At 58.7% G+C, this 15,056-nt stretch carries 17 protein-coding genes; 5 read left to right on the top strand and 12 right to left on the bottom strand.

The window, feature by feature from the left end; translation table 11 throughout:
- A partial coding sequence (gene nbaC / locus VGL70_22845) for a 3-hydroxyanthranilate 3,4-dioxygenase (GenBank protein HEY3306368.1) occupies window positions 1–517 on the top strand: 517 nt, incomplete at its 5' end.
- 51 nt (window positions 518–568) lie between these two features.
- Here the strand turns inward: nbaC and VGL70_22850 are convergent.
- Window positions 569–1,138 carry an HD domain-containing protein gene (locus tag VGL70_22850; GenBank protein ID HEY3306369.1) on the bottom strand — a complete coding sequence of 190 codons (570 nt, stop codon included), beginning with the start codon at window positions 1,136–1,138 and terminating at the stop codon, window positions 569–571.
- A 217-nt stretch (window positions 1,139–1,355) separates the two neighbouring features.
- Window positions 1,356–2,348 carry an ABC transporter substrate-binding protein gene (locus tag VGL70_22855; GenBank protein HEY3306370.1) on the bottom strand — a complete coding sequence of 331 codons (993 nt, stop codon included), beginning with the start codon at window positions 2,346–2,348 and terminating at the stop codon, window positions 1,356–1,358.
- 178 nt (window positions 2,349–2,526) lie between these two features.
- Between VGL70_22855 and VGL70_22860 the strand changes: the two genes are divergently transcribed.
- On the top strand, window positions 2,527–3,501 hold the full coding sequence (locus VGL70_22860) for an ABC transporter substrate-binding protein (protein HEY3306371.1): 975 nt from the start codon (window positions 2,527–2,529) through the stop codon (window positions 3,499–3,501).
- Window positions 3,502–3,608: 107 nt separating this feature from the next.
- On the opposite strand, the gene VGL70_22865 is transcribed toward VGL70_22860, so the two are convergent.
- The gene (locus tag VGL70_22865; protein HEY3306372.1) at window positions 3,609–4,154 is read right to left on the bottom strand and encodes a DUF2846 domain-containing protein; all 546 of its coding nucleotides are present in this window, start codon (window positions 4,152–4,154) and stop codon (window positions 3,609–3,611) included.
- Between the two features lie 347 nt (window positions 4,155–4,501).
- Between VGL70_22865 and VGL70_22870 the strand changes: the two genes are divergently transcribed.
- The gene (locus tag VGL70_22870; GenBank protein ID HEY3306373.1) at window positions 4,502–4,990 is read left to right on the top strand and encodes a hypothetical protein; all 489 of its coding nucleotides are present in this window, start codon (window positions 4,502–4,504) and stop codon (window positions 4,988–4,990) included.
- A 322-nt stretch (window positions 4,991–5,312) separates the two neighbouring features.
- Here the strand turns inward: VGL70_22870 and VGL70_22875 are convergent, their stop codons facing one another.
- From VGL70_22875 to VGL70_22905, 7 genes are all read right to left on the bottom strand, one after another.
- Window positions 5,313–5,804: a GtrA family protein gene (locus VGL70_22875; GenBank protein HEY3306374.1), complete on the bottom strand. Its 492-nt coding sequence runs from the start codon at window positions 5,802–5,804 to the stop codon at window positions 5,313–5,315.
- Between the two features lie 633 nt (window positions 5,805–6,437).
- A complete protein-coding gene (locus tag VGL70_22880; GenBank protein ID HEY3306375.1) occupies window positions 6,438–6,956 on the bottom strand; it encodes a cupin domain-containing protein in 519 nt (172 codons plus the stop codon).
- A 291-nt stretch (window positions 6,957–7,247) separates the two neighbouring features.
- A complete protein-coding gene (locus VGL70_22885; protein ID HEY3306376.1) occupies window positions 7,248–8,219 on the bottom strand; it encodes an amidohydrolase family protein in 972 nt (323 codons plus the stop codon).
- A 119-nt stretch (window positions 8,220–8,338) separates the two neighbouring features.
- Entirely contained in the window at window positions 8,339–9,433 is a 1,095-nt protein-coding gene (locus VGL70_22890) for an extracellular solute-binding protein (GenBank protein ID HEY3306377.1), read from the bottom strand.
- A 10-nt stretch (window positions 9,434–9,443) separates the two neighbouring features.
- The gene (locus tag VGL70_22895; GenBank protein HEY3306378.1) at window positions 9,444–9,806 is read right to left on the bottom strand and encodes a VOC family protein; all 363 of its coding nucleotides are present in this window, start codon (window positions 9,804–9,806) and stop codon (window positions 9,444–9,446) included.
- Between the two features lie 158 nt (window positions 9,807–9,964).
- Window positions 9,965–10,396 carry a VOC family protein gene (locus tag VGL70_22900; protein ID HEY3306379.1) on the bottom strand — a complete coding sequence of 144 codons (432 nt, stop codon included), beginning with the start codon at window positions 10,394–10,396 and terminating at the stop codon, window positions 9,965–9,967.
- A 353-nt stretch (window positions 10,397–10,749) separates the two neighbouring features.
- On the bottom strand, window positions 10,750–11,910 hold the full coding sequence (locus tag VGL70_22905) for an amidohydrolase family protein (protein ID HEY3306380.1): 1,161 nt from the start codon (window positions 11,908–11,910) through the stop codon (window positions 10,750–10,752).
- Window positions 11,911–12,023: 113 nt separating this feature from the next.
- On the opposite strand from VGL70_22905, the gene dcd reads away from it, so the two are divergent.
- Window positions 12,024–12,584 carry a dCTP deaminase gene (gene dcd / locus VGL70_22910; GenBank protein ID HEY3306381.1) on the top strand — a complete coding sequence of 187 codons (561 nt, stop codon included), beginning with the start codon at window positions 12,024–12,026 and terminating at the stop codon, window positions 12,582–12,584.
- Window positions 12,585–12,608: 24 nt separating this feature from the next.
- Here dcd and VGL70_22915 read toward each other — a convergent pair whose 3' ends face one another.
- Together VGL70_22915 and VGL70_22920 are read right to left on the bottom strand one after the other, a co-directional pair.
- A complete protein-coding gene (locus VGL70_22915) occupies window positions 12,609–13,040 on the bottom strand; it encodes a VOC family protein (protein HEY3306382.1) in 432 nt (143 codons plus the stop codon).
- Window positions 13,041–13,096: 56 nt separating this feature from the next.
- Window positions 13,097–14,167, bottom strand: a complete 1,071-nt coding sequence (locus tag VGL70_22920; GenBank protein HEY3306383.1) for a hypothetical protein — start codon at window positions 14,165–14,167, stop codon at window positions 13,097–13,099.
- A 283-nt stretch (window positions 14,168–14,450) separates the two neighbouring features.
- Between VGL70_22920 and VGL70_22925 the strand changes: the two genes are divergently transcribed.
- Window positions 14,451–15,056: cupin domain-containing protein (locus tag VGL70_22925; protein ID HEY3306384.1), on the top strand; the 606-nt coding region annotated here is incomplete at its 3' end.

Genomic DNA, 15,056 nt, shown 5'->3' on the forward strand with positions numbered 1-15,056 from the left:
AGGAGGCATTATGTTTCCGCACCTGAAGAATTTCAACCTGAAGCAGTGGATCGAGGAGAACCGCGGCAACTGGGGCCAGCGGCGCGTCATTTGGCAGGATTCCGATTTCATCGCCTTCGTCACGCGCGGGCCGAACAGCCGGAAGGATTTTCACATCGACCCCGGCGACGAGATGTTTTATCAACTCGAGGGCGAGCTTAACCTGCACTACATCACGCCGGATAAAACGCGCGCGATCGCCGTGCTGAAAGCCGGCGAGCTTTTCCTCCTGCCGGGTGGGGTTCCCCACTCGCCGCGGCGCGGCGAAGGTTCCTGGACGTTTGTCGTCGAGCGCAAGCGCCGTCGCGGCGAAGACGATCTCTTCGTCTGGTTTTGCGAGCAATGCGGCAACCGGCTCTATGAAACGACGGTGCGCTTCGACGATCCCACCGACGCGGTCAAATTGGCGACCGATCGCATGCGCTCGGACCGGAAATTGCGAACTTGCGCGCGGTGCGGCGAGACGTTGGCGGTTTAGCGAATCAATTCGTCTTCAGCGGCGGCCGCCTCTGCACTGCTTCGTCGGCGGCTACTTGCCGCTCAATCGTTCGATTTCCGAAACCACGCGGCGCAATTCTTCGACCAGCGAGCTTTTTTCGACGGCTCCGAACGCATCGGCGAGCGCACGGTAGTACCACAGCGTGCCTTCCCGCCCGCCGGTAAAGCGCGACCACAGCGCCTCGCCGTGCCGCCGATAGTCGCTGAGAATCGCCCGCGCGTTGTGGAGCTTGTCCGAAGCCGATACCAGCCGCACGGACGGGGATGCGGATGGGAGACGCGCGAGATAATCCTCCTTGCGCTTGCGCCACGGCGGCTTCGGCACGACGACGGAGTCCGTGCAGCCCTCGACGATCGCGGCGACGGTGTCGCCGAAACGCCGGCGTATATCGTCGATGCGCGCGAGTCCGCCGGCGTCCTCGGCGGCGTCGTGGAGCAAGGCGCCGATCGCTTCGTCCTCGTTCGCGCCGTATTCGAGGGCGATGCTCGCAACGCCCAGCAGATGGGCCAGATAGGGGATCTCGGTTCCCTTGCGAATCTGTTCCCTGTGGATGGCGGCCGCGTACTGAAGCGCCTGGTCGAATCTGGATGACAGGTTCATGACAAAGTCTCAGGTCATTTTCCTAGCTCGCCCATGCTTGCCGATTTGCGCAATTGCGCAAACGTGACAAGCATCGCTCAGGCCGTCATTTCGACGTTTCGGGAATCCGAAACGTGGAAGCGTCGCATGATTTCTGTGTTTTGAGTTTCTTTCGCCGACTCAAGGCGCCTGGTCGAATGTAAATTCCATCGAGGACCGATCTTCAACGCGAGCGGATTCATTGCTTGTAAAGCCGCTTTACGAACCCGCTATCTTCGATTTCCTTTAAGATAGAGGAATCGATGAAGTCATTGGGATTGAGCGTTTTGGCTTGCGGTCGGCTTTTAGCCAGATGATCGAGGATGGTCTGGATTCCCTCCGGACTGGGGTAAGGAACGGCGCGAATCAGCCGCTGGGAGTATTCCTGATAGACGTTCTGCATCAAAGAGAGATCATCCAGGCGGGCGTATTTTTTCAGAGTGGCGAGAGCAAGGTCCTTCCTGGTCTTAAAGAGTTGTATCCCTTCGAGATAGGCCTTCATGTAACCGATCGCCGTCTCGCGGCGCTCGCGCACGAGGCTCTTGCGCGTGCCGATCCCGTGCAGTGTGTAGGGGACGTCCAGGCGGCTTAGATCGAAGAGAAGATGCGCTCCCGCTCTCAGGGCGGCCGTCGCGAAAGGCTCGGATATCACCGCCGCGTCGATCGTCTTTCCCTGCAGCGCCGCGACCAGCTCGGGTTCGCCGCCGATTTGGAGAATCGCCGCATCTCTATCGGGCACGAGCCCCCAGCGATCGAGGGCATAGCGAATCGAAAAATCGCTTGCGCCGCCCAGGCGCGAGATGCCGATGCGCTTGCCTTTCAACGCGCCGAGTTCGCGGATTTCGGGCTGTGAAATTATCTTGAAGGTGAAAGTGTTGAGCGTTGCCGTGAGGCCGACAAAGTCGGCGCCGCCCATGTTGGCGTTGATGTTGGCAACGCCGCCGCTCGTAAGGAAGCTGATCTCGCCCGCCAAGGCGGCTTGGATCGCTCTCGAGCTGACCGGAATATACAGCAGCTCCACATCCAGCCCATGCTTGCGCGGAAGGTCGAGCTCCTTCATCAAATAGAGCGGCGTCATCTGAATCGCGATCGAGGTGTACGCGGCGCGGACTTTGGGAAGCCCCTGAGCATCGGCCGGAGCCGAAAAAAGACAGGACAGGAGCAGCGCGATAATTCTCAGTAACGCTTTCATCTCAGCGCTCCAGCCGATTCGCCTGCAGCCTATTTCCTCCGCAGCCAACCGTCAAGGACCGAACGAACCACCGCGGAGTTTGTCAAAGCCGCGCGGGATTGACATTCTTCCGGGCCGGGGACTATATGCGGATTAAAGTGACGGAGGTGCCGCCCTGACCACGCGCTCCGCGTTATCGATGCTCTGTCTCGCCTGCCTGGCCGCGATCCCATCCACCGCTCTTGCGCAGGGCCCGGGACTGAAAAAAATCCACGTCGGCGTGCCCGCGGTCAGCATGGGCAATATCGTCATCTTCGTCGCCAAAGAAGCGAAGCTGTTTGAAAAGCACGGCCTCGACGCCGACCCCGTCGTCATGCAAGGCTCGGGAATCGTCTCTAGAGCGTTGGTCGCGGGCAGCGTGGCGATCGCCCCGGTGGCAACCCCGACGGTGATGAACGCGGTGCTCGCCGGCTCGGACATGGTGATCCTGGCGCACACGATGCCCGGCGTCGTGCAGTCGCTGATGGTGCGAGCGGACATCAAGCGCGACGAAGACTTGAAGGGCAAGACGATCGGCGTGACGACGTTCGGCTCGCTCACTGATTTTCTCGTGCGCTATCTCGCGAAACGAAAGGGGCTCAGTCCCGACAAAGACTTCGCTCTGCTGCAGATCGGCGCCGACCCCGAGCGGCTCATCGCGCTCAAACAGGGAAAAATCCAAGGGGCGACGTTGTCCCACCCCGCCTTCATTCTGGCTCAGCGGGCCGGCTTCAACGTCTTGTGGGACTTTTTTAAAGACGTGGAATATCCCTGGAGCGAGATCGCCACGACGCGCTCGCAGATCCAGCGCGACCGCGATCTCGTGCTGCGCTACATGCGCGCCCATCTCGAGGGCATCGCGCTGTTTAAAAAAGATCCGGAATTCGGCAGGAAGGTGATCAAGAAGATGCTCCGGCTCGACGACGATTCGCTGGCCCAGGAGTCGTGGGAGCTTTTTGCCAAGCACCGTCTTCCGACGCCGTACCCGAACTTGAAGGGGATGAAAACGAGCTACGAATACGTGGCGATGACGCGCCCCGACGTCACCAAGCACAAGCCCGAAGAGTTCGTGGACTCGAGCTTTGTCGAGGAGCTGGACAAAAGCGGGTTCATCAAGAAGCTGTATGAAAAGTAAGTTGCGCGCCGCTTATTTCGACGTTTTAGAATTCTCAAAAGGTGAAAGCGGCGGACGATAGTTGCGCAATTGAGCAAACGTGACAAGCATCCGCTCAGGTCGTCATTTCAGTTTGCCGGTTCGGAAAGCTCGAGTCCTTGCAACATCTTCAACACCTCCCACGGCTCGACCGGTGCCAGCATAAACGGGTTCTCTTCGTCGATCAGGGACGGAGCGACGAGTTTGATGATCGCGGCAAACGCGCCCGTCGCCTGATAGTTTCTCTGCTCCTCCCTACGGGTAACCTGCATATCGTAGATCTGCCCGGCCTCGAAGTTCATCCTGAACGCGAACCGCCCTTTCGCCTTTTCCTCCTCGACCGAAATTTCATGCTCGCCCGGCGCGATATCGACAACCAGAAATTCGCCCCGCGCCAGCCTCCCCACGGTTGCGCCGGCGATACCCAGACGCGCCCATTCCGCTCCGAGGTAGGAGTCGTTCAGGCGGAGAAAAATGATTCTGGCTTTATCCGCAGGCGCCGGCTGCGTGGCAAAGTCCGTCTGCGAAAATCTCGGCCGAACCGGCGCACAGCCGGCGAAGAGGACCAGCAGCGCGAGGAGCGCAACGGACCTGAGGCGCGCGCTTCGATCCAGGTCTACGGGGCAAGTGGGCATGTAGTCTTCTTATAGCGTCGGAAAATCAAGATTCAAGATCGACCCCAGGAATTCCCATGACACGTGGAAGGGCCGTCTGTTTTGGGTTTGGACACTGGCTCGGTGTCATTTGTTATCCTAAAAACTAGCCTGACCCGGTTTTCCTCCCGGTGATATTTGCGCATTTGCGCAATTGAGCAAACGTGACAAACATCGCTCGGGTCATCATTTCGACGTTTTGGGAATTGCCGAAACGTGGAAGCGTCGCGAGTCACAGGCCTATTGAGAGGCCCTCAAGTTGACACGACAGAGCCTTATCGGATACTCTCCGCCCCGATATGCGGATCCCGGGCTATGACTAACTTCGTATGGCACTAAATCTTAGCAAAGTAAAAGGCGCCCCGGTGGGTCGTAAAATACGATTCTTGGAACCTGCGCCAGAGCCTTCGGACTCCGGCAAGGTATCGGCGGAAGGAGAGTTCATTTATGAGCCCGCCGCCGTCGAAGACATTGTCGACCCAATTGCCGGTCATCACGATAGCGTCTATGGAATCTATCATGAGGTGGAAAAGCCTTTAAAAGCGGATGGTCAACAAGTCAGAGAACAGCACACGATCGGCAATTATAATAAGATGCCTTGGATTTCATACAACGGACAGAAATGGGTGCCTGCAAGCGAGCTCGAGCGTGCTCTGGATAGGGAGAGGCGCGCCGGCACGATAAGAATGCTCAAAGGAAAACTGCCGGAAGAATTCATTAAACCGGAATTTAAAGCGATCGCGGCTGCTCTGGGTGGAGAAACGAGAAAATACGCACAGGTGATTTCGAAGTATCTTACGACTTACTTTAAGAGATAGAAACAATTATGCAATAATCCGCTCGCCTCGCCAACCTCTTCTCCCTCTCCACCTGTTGCCTGTTTCGCTTCCGCTGAGGATCTCGTTGCCGTTCTTACAGTCAGGTTTCAGCGGTGAAAGCGGCGCGATGGATGCTCATTTGCGCAATTGAGCAAACGTGACAAGCATCGCTCAGGTCGTCATTTTGACGTTTCGGGAATTCCCGAAACGTGGAAGTGGGTTGATTTTGATTTCTTATTCTCGCCTCACGCTGGAGCCTGTTCGAGCTAGTCGAAGGGCCTCGTGCCGTTTGCGCGTGATTGGACTCTTGGTGCGCCCATTTTCATCCGCTGAAAATGAAGAATTTGCGCGCCGCATAATTGATCATCAAGGCGGCGACGAGGTTCGCGCCAAAGGCATAGGTCGTCAGCAGGCCGAATCGCCGGATCAACAAACCCATGAGCCCGGTACCGATCGCAATGGCCAAACCTGAAACGAGATAAAACAAACCGATTTCCACGAGCCAGTGATGACGGCCCGGAACAAAGACCCAGGTGACGTTGAGAATGTAGGCGACGAAATTTGAGATAACAAAAGCGACGCCGTTTGCCTTCATGGAATTTCGCGACCGGGTGGCATCCTCCAGCTCCTCAACCCGCAGGCTGAAGAGCCTTAAGAACCAATCATCCGGCTGTAATGCAAAAAACATTTTCCACGCGGCCAGGTGAAACACCAATATATGGGCCGCGGTGGCTACGGTTCCGCTGAGTACGTACTTGACGAATTGAACCAGATTGCCCGTGTCGGCGCTCACAAGTTGATCGATGATATTCAAATGGTCATCCTTCACGGTGATGTTAGGGTGTTTGTCGCTGCTTAACAACAATTCCAGCGTGAATTGTCAAATTACTTGCGATTTCCGAGGCGAGGACGTCGGGATCGACGTTTTGAGAATTCTCAAAAGGTCAAAGCGGTGCGATGGATGCTCATTTGCGCAATTGAGCAAACGTGACATGCACCGCCAAGGTGCTCATTTTGACGTTTCGGGAATTGTCGAAACATGAAAGCGTGAATCTACCGTTGGGCTTGGCATGATTCTTCCGAAGATATCCGGGAAGACTACAAGCTCACCCAGGATCAAATTACGGCCGCTCTCGCCTACGCGACCCATGTGGCCGGGCATCTTCCCCCGCCGTAAAGTCCGCATGATCATTTTGCTGGATGAGAACTTCCCCGCTGCGGCTTTATACCCGGCTTCGAAAAGATGGATTCCAAGTACAGCACATACTGCTCGGCCAGCGAGTAATTCAAGACAGGCAAATCATGGCCCGCTTGATGCGGGAAGAGCTGCTTCACGCAAGACGAAGATTTCGTAGACGCGGTCTCTATCCTACAATAAAGGTTCGCGATCCCCTTTTTCTTCCCCGCCACCGAAACGGGCGGCCGCGTCATCTGCCTTTTTTTTCTTTCACTTCTTCTGCGCCTTGGATGGCGTCCGCTTCTTCAATGCCTCGTCGGCGGCGATCTCCTTGCCGGTCTCGTCCACGTAATGGATATCGAAAGCCGTGTCCGCGCTATTGAAGAACATGCAGCTCTTAGAGCAAGCGGCCTGGTGGATTTGGCGGCCGGGCAGGGACGCGTACGCGCCGGCACGCAAGCGAAGCTTCTTGCCGTCTTTCATCTCAAGAGTGCCCGTACCGCTAACGACCATGAGCTGCTCGTTGGCGGTGTGCCAGTGCCACGGAACGCGGCAGCCATCGGCCAGCTTCACGAGCAGGATCGAAGCCCCTTTCGTAGGATCGCCGCGCACCGGCGCTGCCGTCACGCACGCGGGCGCGCCAGCAATCGGGGCGAACTTCAACGTTTGCGGCTCGACCATCGACATATCGGCGGCCTCCCCGCCATGCGTCGGCAGTACGAACCAAGCCGACACGGCCGCTGACAAAACGACACCCAGCGCCGCGCGGCGCAAAAAACTGTGAACCATGATATCTCCTTCCTTCCAGTAGACTTCTCATACGAAAATCATCACGAGGGGCTCAAGTCAAGGTTAAAGGGGAGGTCCCGGCACGTGGACGCGAGTCATTTTGACCTTTTAAGAATTCTCAAAAGGTGAAAGTGGCACGGTGATAGTTGCTCATTTGCGCAATTGAGCAAACGTGACATGCACCGCCAAGGTGCTCATTTTGACGTTTCGGGAATTGCCCAAACGTGGAAGCGTCGGCGAGCATCCCTCATCTTTCATCCCTCATCCTTGTTAGCGCCGCGACAGCGGATTTTACCGGGCGAGGACCGCGCGGCGCGCGTTGGCGCCGAAAACCGCTTCGAGATCGGCCGCGGGCCATGGGCGGCTCTTCAACGCCGCGGCGGTTTCGTTTTCGGCGTTCGGCACGTGGGGAACGTCGGTGCCGAAGAGGAGAGCGCGCGCGCCGAAGGTCGCACGGGCGCAGTCGAGCGCCGGGCCGTGGGTGCACGCGGTGTCGAAGTAGCAGCGCTTGAGATAATGGCTCGGCGGGTGCGGGCAAGCGGAGAAGCGCTGATAACCGCGGTCGATGCGATCGATCATCATCGGCAACCCGCCGCCGAGGTGGGACCAGACGACCTTCACCTCGGAACATTCTTCGAGAACGCCGGCGAGCGCGAGGCGCGTCGCCGCCAGCGCGGTCTCGCCGGGATAGCCGACGGCGATAAAAGAGCCCGCGTCGCCGGCGGGCCCGTCGCATGGAAAAGTCGGATGGACCAGCACCGCGAGCTTGCGCCGGCTCATCTCGCGCCAGAAGTCGCCCAGCTCGGGCGCGTGGAGCTGGAACTCGCCGTAGCGGGTCGCGATGCCGACGCCGGCGGCGCCCAGGTCGAGCGCGCGGTCGAGCTCGCGGACCATCGCGGCCGGGTCGGCGCACGGCAAAACGGCGGCGAAGCAAAACCGATCGGGCGCTCGGCGGCAGAAAGCCGCGAGGCCGTCGTTAACGAAGCGCGCGGCATCGGCGGCGCGCTCGCCCGCCCAGCCGATATTCAGCGCGCCGACGGAAAGCACCGCCGTGCCGATCCCCGCCTCGTCCATCGAAGCGAGGCGCTTCGCCGCATCGCTCTGCTCTTTCGGCAGCGACATCACATGGCTGCCGCGGTAGAACAGCGACAGCCCGCGCTGGCTGTCGAGCAGCTTGAATTCAGGGTTGTCCTTGATCACTTCGGCAAAGCAGCCGTCGGGATACAGGTGGGCGTGGATGTCGATGATGTCAGCGTGTGCCATGAGGTTGCATTTACTCGCGCGGGCGCCCCCCTTGTCAATCTGTTTTCATGCGGGCCGGCTCAGGTCCACCTGTGCCCTTTGCCTTGCGTCGCCTAGTGCCTGCGCCTTTTGCCTTTTGCCTAGTGCCTGTCTTTACTTCCCGCTTCTTTGATGAGCTGCAAAACCGGCTTCATGTCCGAGAACTCGGGGTGGCCGATGTCGAGATATTTTCGCCCCTCCACGAGCCTTCCCCGCGGCGGGACGTCGTCTTTGGGGATGTCGGTCCGACGCGAGTTGGGCGGATCGTCGGGGTCGCCGAGCTTCTGCACCGCAATCTGCCCCTCGCGCGACAAGAGCCAGTTGATCAGCACCTTGGCCGCGTTCGGATGAGGCGCGCGGTTGATCAAGCTGACGGAGCCCGGGCTCGACGTGATCGCGCCTCCTTCTTTCCACGCGTTGCTGTCGAACGAATCGACCGGCAGTCCCTGGCTCTTGGCGCGCGGCGCGTCTTTGCAGGCGAGGCAGACGGCGAACTTGCCCTGAGCCAGCCAGTCCGTCAGCTGGCGGTCGTCGCGCCCCAGGTGAACGTCCATCCCGCCGAAGAATTTCTTGACGTAGCCCGGGCCCAGCGCCGGATGGTGGTAAAAAAGCCTGAGCGGTCCCCACACGCCGGTGAGCGCCGGGTCGAGCGACAGGAGCTTGCCCTTCCACTTGGGATCGAGAATGTCCCAGTACGAGTCGAACTCTCTGGCATTGACCAGGTTGGAGTTGTAGTGGAGCTGTCCCGAATAGGCGTTGGTGAGATAGGCGAAGACGTATTGCTTCTCCGGGTCGGCATACGAGTGCCGCCGCTCGTACCATTTGGATTCGTCCAAAACCTCGGGCAGGATCAGCGCCGGCCGGATCGGATCGAGGGCCTTTCCCTGATAGAGCACGTTGAAGTTCGTGCTCACGCCGCCGCTGAAGACGTCGGCGAGATATTTTTCCGCCCGGCGCTCCGCCAGGAGCCTCGTGGCGAGCTGGTTTCCGGTCCCGGTGACCGCGACCACTTTGATCTGCGGGTAGGCCTGCTTGAAGGCTTCGAGAACCGGCGCGAACTGGTAAACGTAGACGGCGACCTGCCCTTCTTTTTTCGCGGCCTCGACGACCCGCTCCCAGTCCTCCCTGGAAGCGGATTCCGCCGCGGCGGCCGCGAAGAGAAACAGCGCCGGCAAAAACGCCGCGAGATATTTCATCCCGCGGGCCCTAAACTCGCCAGGGCGTTTCCGCGATGTCGATCAGCACGTCGTCGGGATCGGTGATCCGGCACTCGGCGTGGACCCCTTCGGGCCGCGGGATCACGCGGTCGGAAAAGCCCGCCTTTCTCAAGCGCTCGCGGGTGAGCTCGACTTTGTCGACGTGAAAGCCGATGTGATAGAAGCCCGCCGGCTTCTTGTGCTCGGGACGGCGCTTGACGATGTTGATGAAGATCTCGCCGTCGGAAAGCATGACGTTGTTCGGGTGCGCCCTGGAGCGGTCGAGCTCCTTGACGCCGAACACTTCGAGGTAGAAGCGCCGCGCCTGCTCCGGGTCGTCCGAAAGAAAAGCGATGTGCCGAATGCGCGCCATAAATCGTCCTCCCGTAAGGTGAATTGATTTCTCCGCCGACCTGTATCACGGTGAACGAGGGACGGGCAAGGAGCGGGGAATTTACCGACGCGGGAGGCGCATAGCGAAAGCGCCGCGGCACGCAAAGGTCACAGCCGTTCTCGCTTCCTTGGCGGATCCTATCCTCTCTCGCCGAGCTGTAAATAGTTTCCCTCGGAATCGAAAAAGTAAAGCGTTCGGGCGGCGCTGTACCCGATAGGCCCCAGATGGAGCCGCACACCCCATTCCTTCATCTTCTCCAGAGCCAGAGCGAAATCTTCCTTGCTGGTCGAGAATGCGCTGTGGCAGAAGCTGTCCTCCTTCCAATCCCGCTCCACCGGCTTTGGACGCTCGAACAAGACCACTTCCACGTCCCCTTTGGCGGTCTGCAGGCGCAGGTTCTTCGGCCAATAACCCAGAAGCTCGAAAAATGGCCTGTTCGATTCCCTTTCGCCGACCCCCCTTCCTCTGATTTTCATTCCCAGGACGTCGACGTAAAATTTCTCCGCCCGATCGATGTCGTTTACCGGTATGCCAATATGATAGAGCCTCGTCACGGTTATCTTTCCCATCGACGTTCCCCTTTTCTTTTGGATTTCTTTTGCGAGTCGGGCCTAACGTCCTCGCCGTTTCTTCATCCGCCGCATGATTATAGGGCGGGTCCAGCATCTTTCCAACCGCTTGCCTCTGGTATTCAACCTGGATGACCGCCGTTCACCCTTCGAGAGTCTCAGGGCGAACGGACTTGGTGTTGGAATGTTGAGCAATTTCCGTTCGTGCTGAGCTTGTCGAAGCATGAAAATTCCTTTTTCAACAGTCTGTCAATGCTCGACCCCGTGAGTTTCCCTTGAGCCATCATTCTTGCTTGACTCTCGCCCTCGCGCCTCGATTGTTTTGTTTCATCTTTCAGCTTTCGTCTTTGTAACTACGGCTCTCCGAAGCATCTCGTCGCGTTGTCCCACAGCATTTTTCGCATGACCTCGTCTCCCAGGGATTTCCAGGCCAGCACCTTGTTTGTGGACTCGGGAAAGCGGGATTCCGCGTGAGGGTAATCGGACGAATACATTAAGACGCCGTCGCCGAGGAAGTCGGTGACCATTCGCGCCATCTTCTCGCCTTCGTGGATCACCAGGCTGGCGAAGAAGCGCCCGCTGGTCATGTATTCGCTGGGCTTACGAGCCAGATTGTCCGGCAGGGCGTAAGACATGTAGACCGATTGATCGTCCATACGCGCTCCCCAGAACGGGAGCCAGCCGAAGCCCGACTCGAGGATGCAGTAGCGAATGTCAGGGTACCGATCCATGATCCCGGCGCCGAAAAATGCCGTCACCGCTCTCATTGCGCCCCACGGGTGCGAGGCGGTCCGGCCGATGAACGGGTTGTCCCAGAGATCGCGGTACCCGGGATAGCCGAAGGTGAAACTGTGATGCGCGACCGAGAGGCCTGCGTCGTTGGCCGCGGCCCAGATCGGGTCCAATTTAGGGTGGTCGATGGGAACGCCTTCGGCCAGGTCGGGATAGATGCCGGCGGCCCACGTCGCGCGCGCCCATGATTTGATTTCTTCCACCGATGCCTCGATGGCTTTGCTGCTCGCCACAATGAGAGACTTGAGGCGGTGCGGGTGCGCGCTGCAGAAGTCGTCGGTAAAGCGGTGGTTGGCGCGGATAAACCCGATCTCGACCTCGACGTCGTCCGCGGCCGGGGGGAGTCCGGGAAGCATGAGCTGGACGTCCACTCCCTCCTCGTCCATATCCCGAATGCGCGCGTCCACGTCGTCATCAGCCCCGCCCGGCGTCGGAAAGCGCCCGCCCATGAACTTCGGGAAATGAAGCTCGACATGCTCCCTGGGACCCGCTTCTCCTAAAACCCTGAGCCCCTCGCGCCAACCGGTTCGTTTAATGAACCGGTAGCGGTGGCGATACGGCGGCTCGAGAATCTCGCCGGCCCAGCCGATGCGAAAGGGAACCTTGCAGCTCTCCCACTCGGGCAACCGCTTGCGCATGGCGGCATCGAAGTAGGGCTCCAGGGCTTCGGCCGAGGGACTCAAGTGCGTGTCCGAATCGAAAATCTTAAAACCGTGGCGCATGGGCGCTCCTTCCTCCCGCGCAGTGCGGCGAGTGCGAGGCTATCCATAACACGACCGCCGTCGCTCGCGCACCGGGGTGTCTTAGCGAAAGAAATCGTGGCATACTGCGTTTCATGTTTTTATCACATCGAACAATCGAGAAGTACATCGATGAAGGCAAAATCTTAATTGAGCCCGACTTTGACAAGAAAAACATACGCCCCGCCGGCATCCGTATCCATCTGGCCAAAAATCTGCTTGTGCCCGAGCCTGACCAGGTCGTAAGTCTGACGGTGGCGCAGGAGCTCAAGTACAAGGAAATAGATCTGACTACAGAGGACTTTCTCTTGGCACCGGGGCAATTCGTCCTTGGAGCGAGTTACGAAGCGATACAAACTCCGCCGAACGTATTGGCCATTTTAGACGGGAGAAGCACGGTGGCCCGTCTCGGCCTTACCGTTCATATAACCGCTTCCGTGATCGACGGAACCTTCGAGACGCCGCACGTCGCGGTGTTGGAAATAAAAAACGCGGGGAACTTTAAAGTCAGATTGAACTTCAAGGATCCGGTCGCGATGATGCTTTTTGCCGAGTTAAAGGATCCCGTAACGCAAAAAATACAGTCCCAATACGGCGGCGGTCAAAGCAAAGCGACGCCCCCGAATTTACGATTTAGAACCGGCGATGATAAATAAGTCATTTCGGCCGGCGCATGTCCGCTATCCTCTCTCTCCGAGCTGCAAAAAGTTTCCCTCGGAATCGAAAAAGTAAAGCGTTCGGGCACCGCTGTAGCCTACGGGCCCCAGGTGAACCCGCACGCCCCATTCCCTCATCTTCTCCAGAGCCAGAGCGAAATCCTCCTTGCTGGTCGAGAACGCGCTGTGGCAGAAGCTGTCCTCCTTCCAATCGCGCTCCACCGGCTTGGGGCGCTCGAACAAGACCACTTCCACGTCCCCTTTGGCGGTCGCGAGGCGCGCGTTCTTCGGCCAATAACCCAGCTGCTCGAAAAACGGCCGGTTCGATTCCCGTTCTCCCTGCCCCCTTCCTTTGGCTTTCATTCCCAGGACTTCCACATAAAATTTCTCCGCCCGATCGATCTCGTTGACCGGTATGCCAATATGGTAGAGCCTCGTCACGGTTATCTTTCCCATCGCCGTTCCCCCTGTTTTTTGCGTTATTTCATTTTTTCGTTTTCAGCTTTCATCCTTTACAAAGGCGGCAGCGGGTCCGTACCCGCGATCCGGTTGAAGAGCTTTACGGTCTCGGGATCGCGCGGGATTTCCCGAACGGCCTGCGCCTGCTCGTCCGGCATCAGCGGGGCGGCTTCGGCTCCGGTCATCTGCGCAAATTTCTTTAAGAACTCGGGGTCGTTGAAGGTCTTGCGGAAAGCCCCTTTCATGATCTCGGCGCGATCCTTGGGCGTTGCGGGCGGAAGCACAAAGGGTGACCCGGTCAGCCGGAAGTTGCGGTACATCGCGAGGACCTTTCTCTGCATGTCGGTTCGCGTGAAGCTTTCAAACGAAGGGAGCGGCTCGAACACCGGATGTTTGTCCCGGAAGGCTTTGGGGATCTCGAAGACGGCGTGAAAGTGGACCAGCCCTTTTTCGATCCACTCCGGGCTTCGGGAAACGATCGAGTGCCCGCCCTGCGACCGGGCATCCACCTCGCCCCGCAGCAGCGCCAGATCCACCTCGGCGCTCGAGTAGCCGGTGACAAGCCTCGGATCTTTGAGAGCGGCGACCCAGGCGAAGAGCCGCCCGACGATGTAATGGTGATGGCCCACGGATTCCGCGCCGATCTTTAACCCGGAAAAGCTCCGCAGCTTCTCCAGATTGTCGAGGCCGGCTTCCCTGCGTGTGACAAAGATCGCCGTAAACCTGCTGAAACCGGAGCCGAGATAAATGAACCGGTCGATGTCGTACATGACGCCGGTTTCGCCCGCGACGGCGTTGGAGACGAAGCCGCCGCCGAGAGCGCCGATGGTGAGCCCGTCGGGGCGAGCGGTATTGTATAGATAGTTGCCCGCCTTGCGATCGCCCCCGCCCGGCATGTATTCCACCACGATCGCGGGGTTGCCGGAGATGTACTTTTCCAGAAACGGCAGCATGGCTCGAATGCGCCGGTCGGAGGTCCCGCCGGGCTGGGTCCCGGCCACGATCTTGATCGTCTTGCCCTTGTAAAAATCGGCCTGGGCGCGGACTTCCTCTGTCGCGAGCAGAAAACTCGCGGACAGCGCCAGGCAAGGAAGAATTTTCCGGCGATAGCAGCCAACTTTCATCCATACCTCCCGGCTTGCGAGAAGCTGTGCGAGATTACCGTTGATCCGGCTTTTCAGTCGGCGCCTGAGCGAGATGGTTATAGTACAGGCCTAGAATCTTTCCAAGCGTTTTTCGGCGCGCACCGCGCCGCCTTTGCTCGAGGGGCTTGTATTTGACAAGACGGGAGCGAGTTGATAGCGACAGGCGAGAATGCCTCGGGCAATCCCGGGCTGGGGTCGGCAGCCCATTACACGAAGCGCGCATAGAAGTATCTGCGTAAGATAAAAACCCAAGGGAGGAGCCATGGCCAAGACTGACGCGACAATGGTCCGCGCGGAACGAGAAATGGTGACCGAAGCGGAAAAGTACAAATCTCCGTACGAGAGATGGAAAGAAGCCGAGGGCTTGCCGACGGTCCGGGGCTACTTCGTAAAGAACCTGTTGACCATGGAGCTTGCCCCGTGGAAGTCGAGCGGCGACGGCCTCTCGGCCATCGTCAACCTGGAAGGGACCGGCGGTTTCAACGACGCCCATGTCACCGAAATCCCCGCGGGAAAATCCCTCAAGCCGCACAAGCATCTCTACGAAGAAACCATTTACATTCTCAAGGGACAGGGAGCCACGTCGGTCTGGCTCGACGAGGCGAGGAAACAGAGCTTCGAGTGGCAGGCGGGCAGCTATTTCGCCATCCCCATGAACGCCTGGCACCAGCACTTCAATGTTTCCGGCACCGAGCCGGCGCGCTTCGTCGCGATGACCAGCGCTCCGCGGATCATCGATTCCTTCGACGAACACGAATTCGTTTTCGAAAACAATTTTGTCTTCAAGAGCCGTTTCAACGACGAAGAGGGCTATTTCAAGCAATCCGACCGCAAACCCGATCTGCGCCGCTGGCAGACCAACTTCGTC

This window comes from Candidatus Binatia bacterium (assembly GCA_036504975.1).
GTDB lineage: Bacteria > Desulfobacterota > Binatia > UBA9968 > UBA9968 > JAJPJQ01.

What these genes read in the sequence shown, in the direction of transcription:
- VGL70_22915 (HEY3306382.1), bottom strand. Translation starts at nt 13,040, where the DNA reads ATGGGAAAGATAACCGTGACGAGGCTCTACCATATTGGCATACCGGTC.
- VGL70_22885 (HEY3306376.1), bottom strand. Translation starts at nt 8,219, where the DNA reads ATGGCACACGCTGACATCATCGACATCCACGCCCACCTGTATCCCGAC.
- VGL70_22855 (HEY3306370.1), bottom strand. Translation starts at nt 2,348, where the DNA reads ATGAAAGCGTTACTGAGAATTATCGCGCTGCTCCTGTCCTGTCTTTTT.
- VGL70_22890 (HEY3306377.1), bottom strand. Translation starts at nt 9,433, where the DNA reads ATGAAATATCTCGCGGCGTTTTTGCCGGCGCTGTTTCTCTTCGCGGCC.
- dcd (HEY3306381.1), top strand. Translation starts at nt 12,024, where the DNA reads ATGTTTTTATCACATCGAACAATCGAGAAGTACATCGATGAAGGCAAA.
- VGL70_22870 (HEY3306373.1), top strand. Translation starts at nt 4,502, where the DNA reads ATGGCACTAAATCTTAGCAAAGTAAAAGGCGCCCCGGTGGGTCGTAAA.
- VGL70_22865 (HEY3306372.1), bottom strand. Translation starts at nt 4,154, where the DNA reads ATGCCCACTTGCCCCGTAGACCTGGATCGAAGCGCGCGCCTCAGGTCC.
- VGL70_22895 (HEY3306378.1), bottom strand. Translation starts at nt 9,806, where the DNA reads ATGGCGCGCATTCGGCACATCGCTTTTCTTTCGGACGACCCGGAGCAG.
- VGL70_22920 (HEY3306383.1), bottom strand. Translation starts at nt 14,167, where the DNA reads ATGAAAGTTGGCTGCTATCGCCGGAAAATTCTTCCTTGCCTGGCGCTG.
- VGL70_22880 (HEY3306375.1), bottom strand. Translation starts at nt 6,956, where the DNA reads ATGGTTCACAGTTTTTTGCGCCGCGCGGCGCTGGGTGTCGTTTTGTCA.
- VGL70_22900 (HEY3306379.1), bottom strand. Translation starts at nt 10,396, where the DNA reads ATGGGAAAGATAACCGTGACGAGGCTCTATCATATTGGCATACCGGTA.
- VGL70_22860 (HEY3306371.1), top strand. Translation starts at nt 2,527, where the DNA reads ATGCTCTGTCTCGCCTGCCTGGCCGCGATCCCATCCACCGCTCTTGCG.
- VGL70_22905 (HEY3306380.1), bottom strand. Translation starts at nt 11,910, where the DNA reads ATGCGCCACGGTTTTAAGATTTTCGATTCGGACACGCACTTGAGTCCC.
- VGL70_22850 (HEY3306369.1), bottom strand. Translation starts at nt 1,138, where the DNA reads ATGAACCTGTCATCCAGATTCGACCAGGCGCTTCAGTACGCGGCCGCC.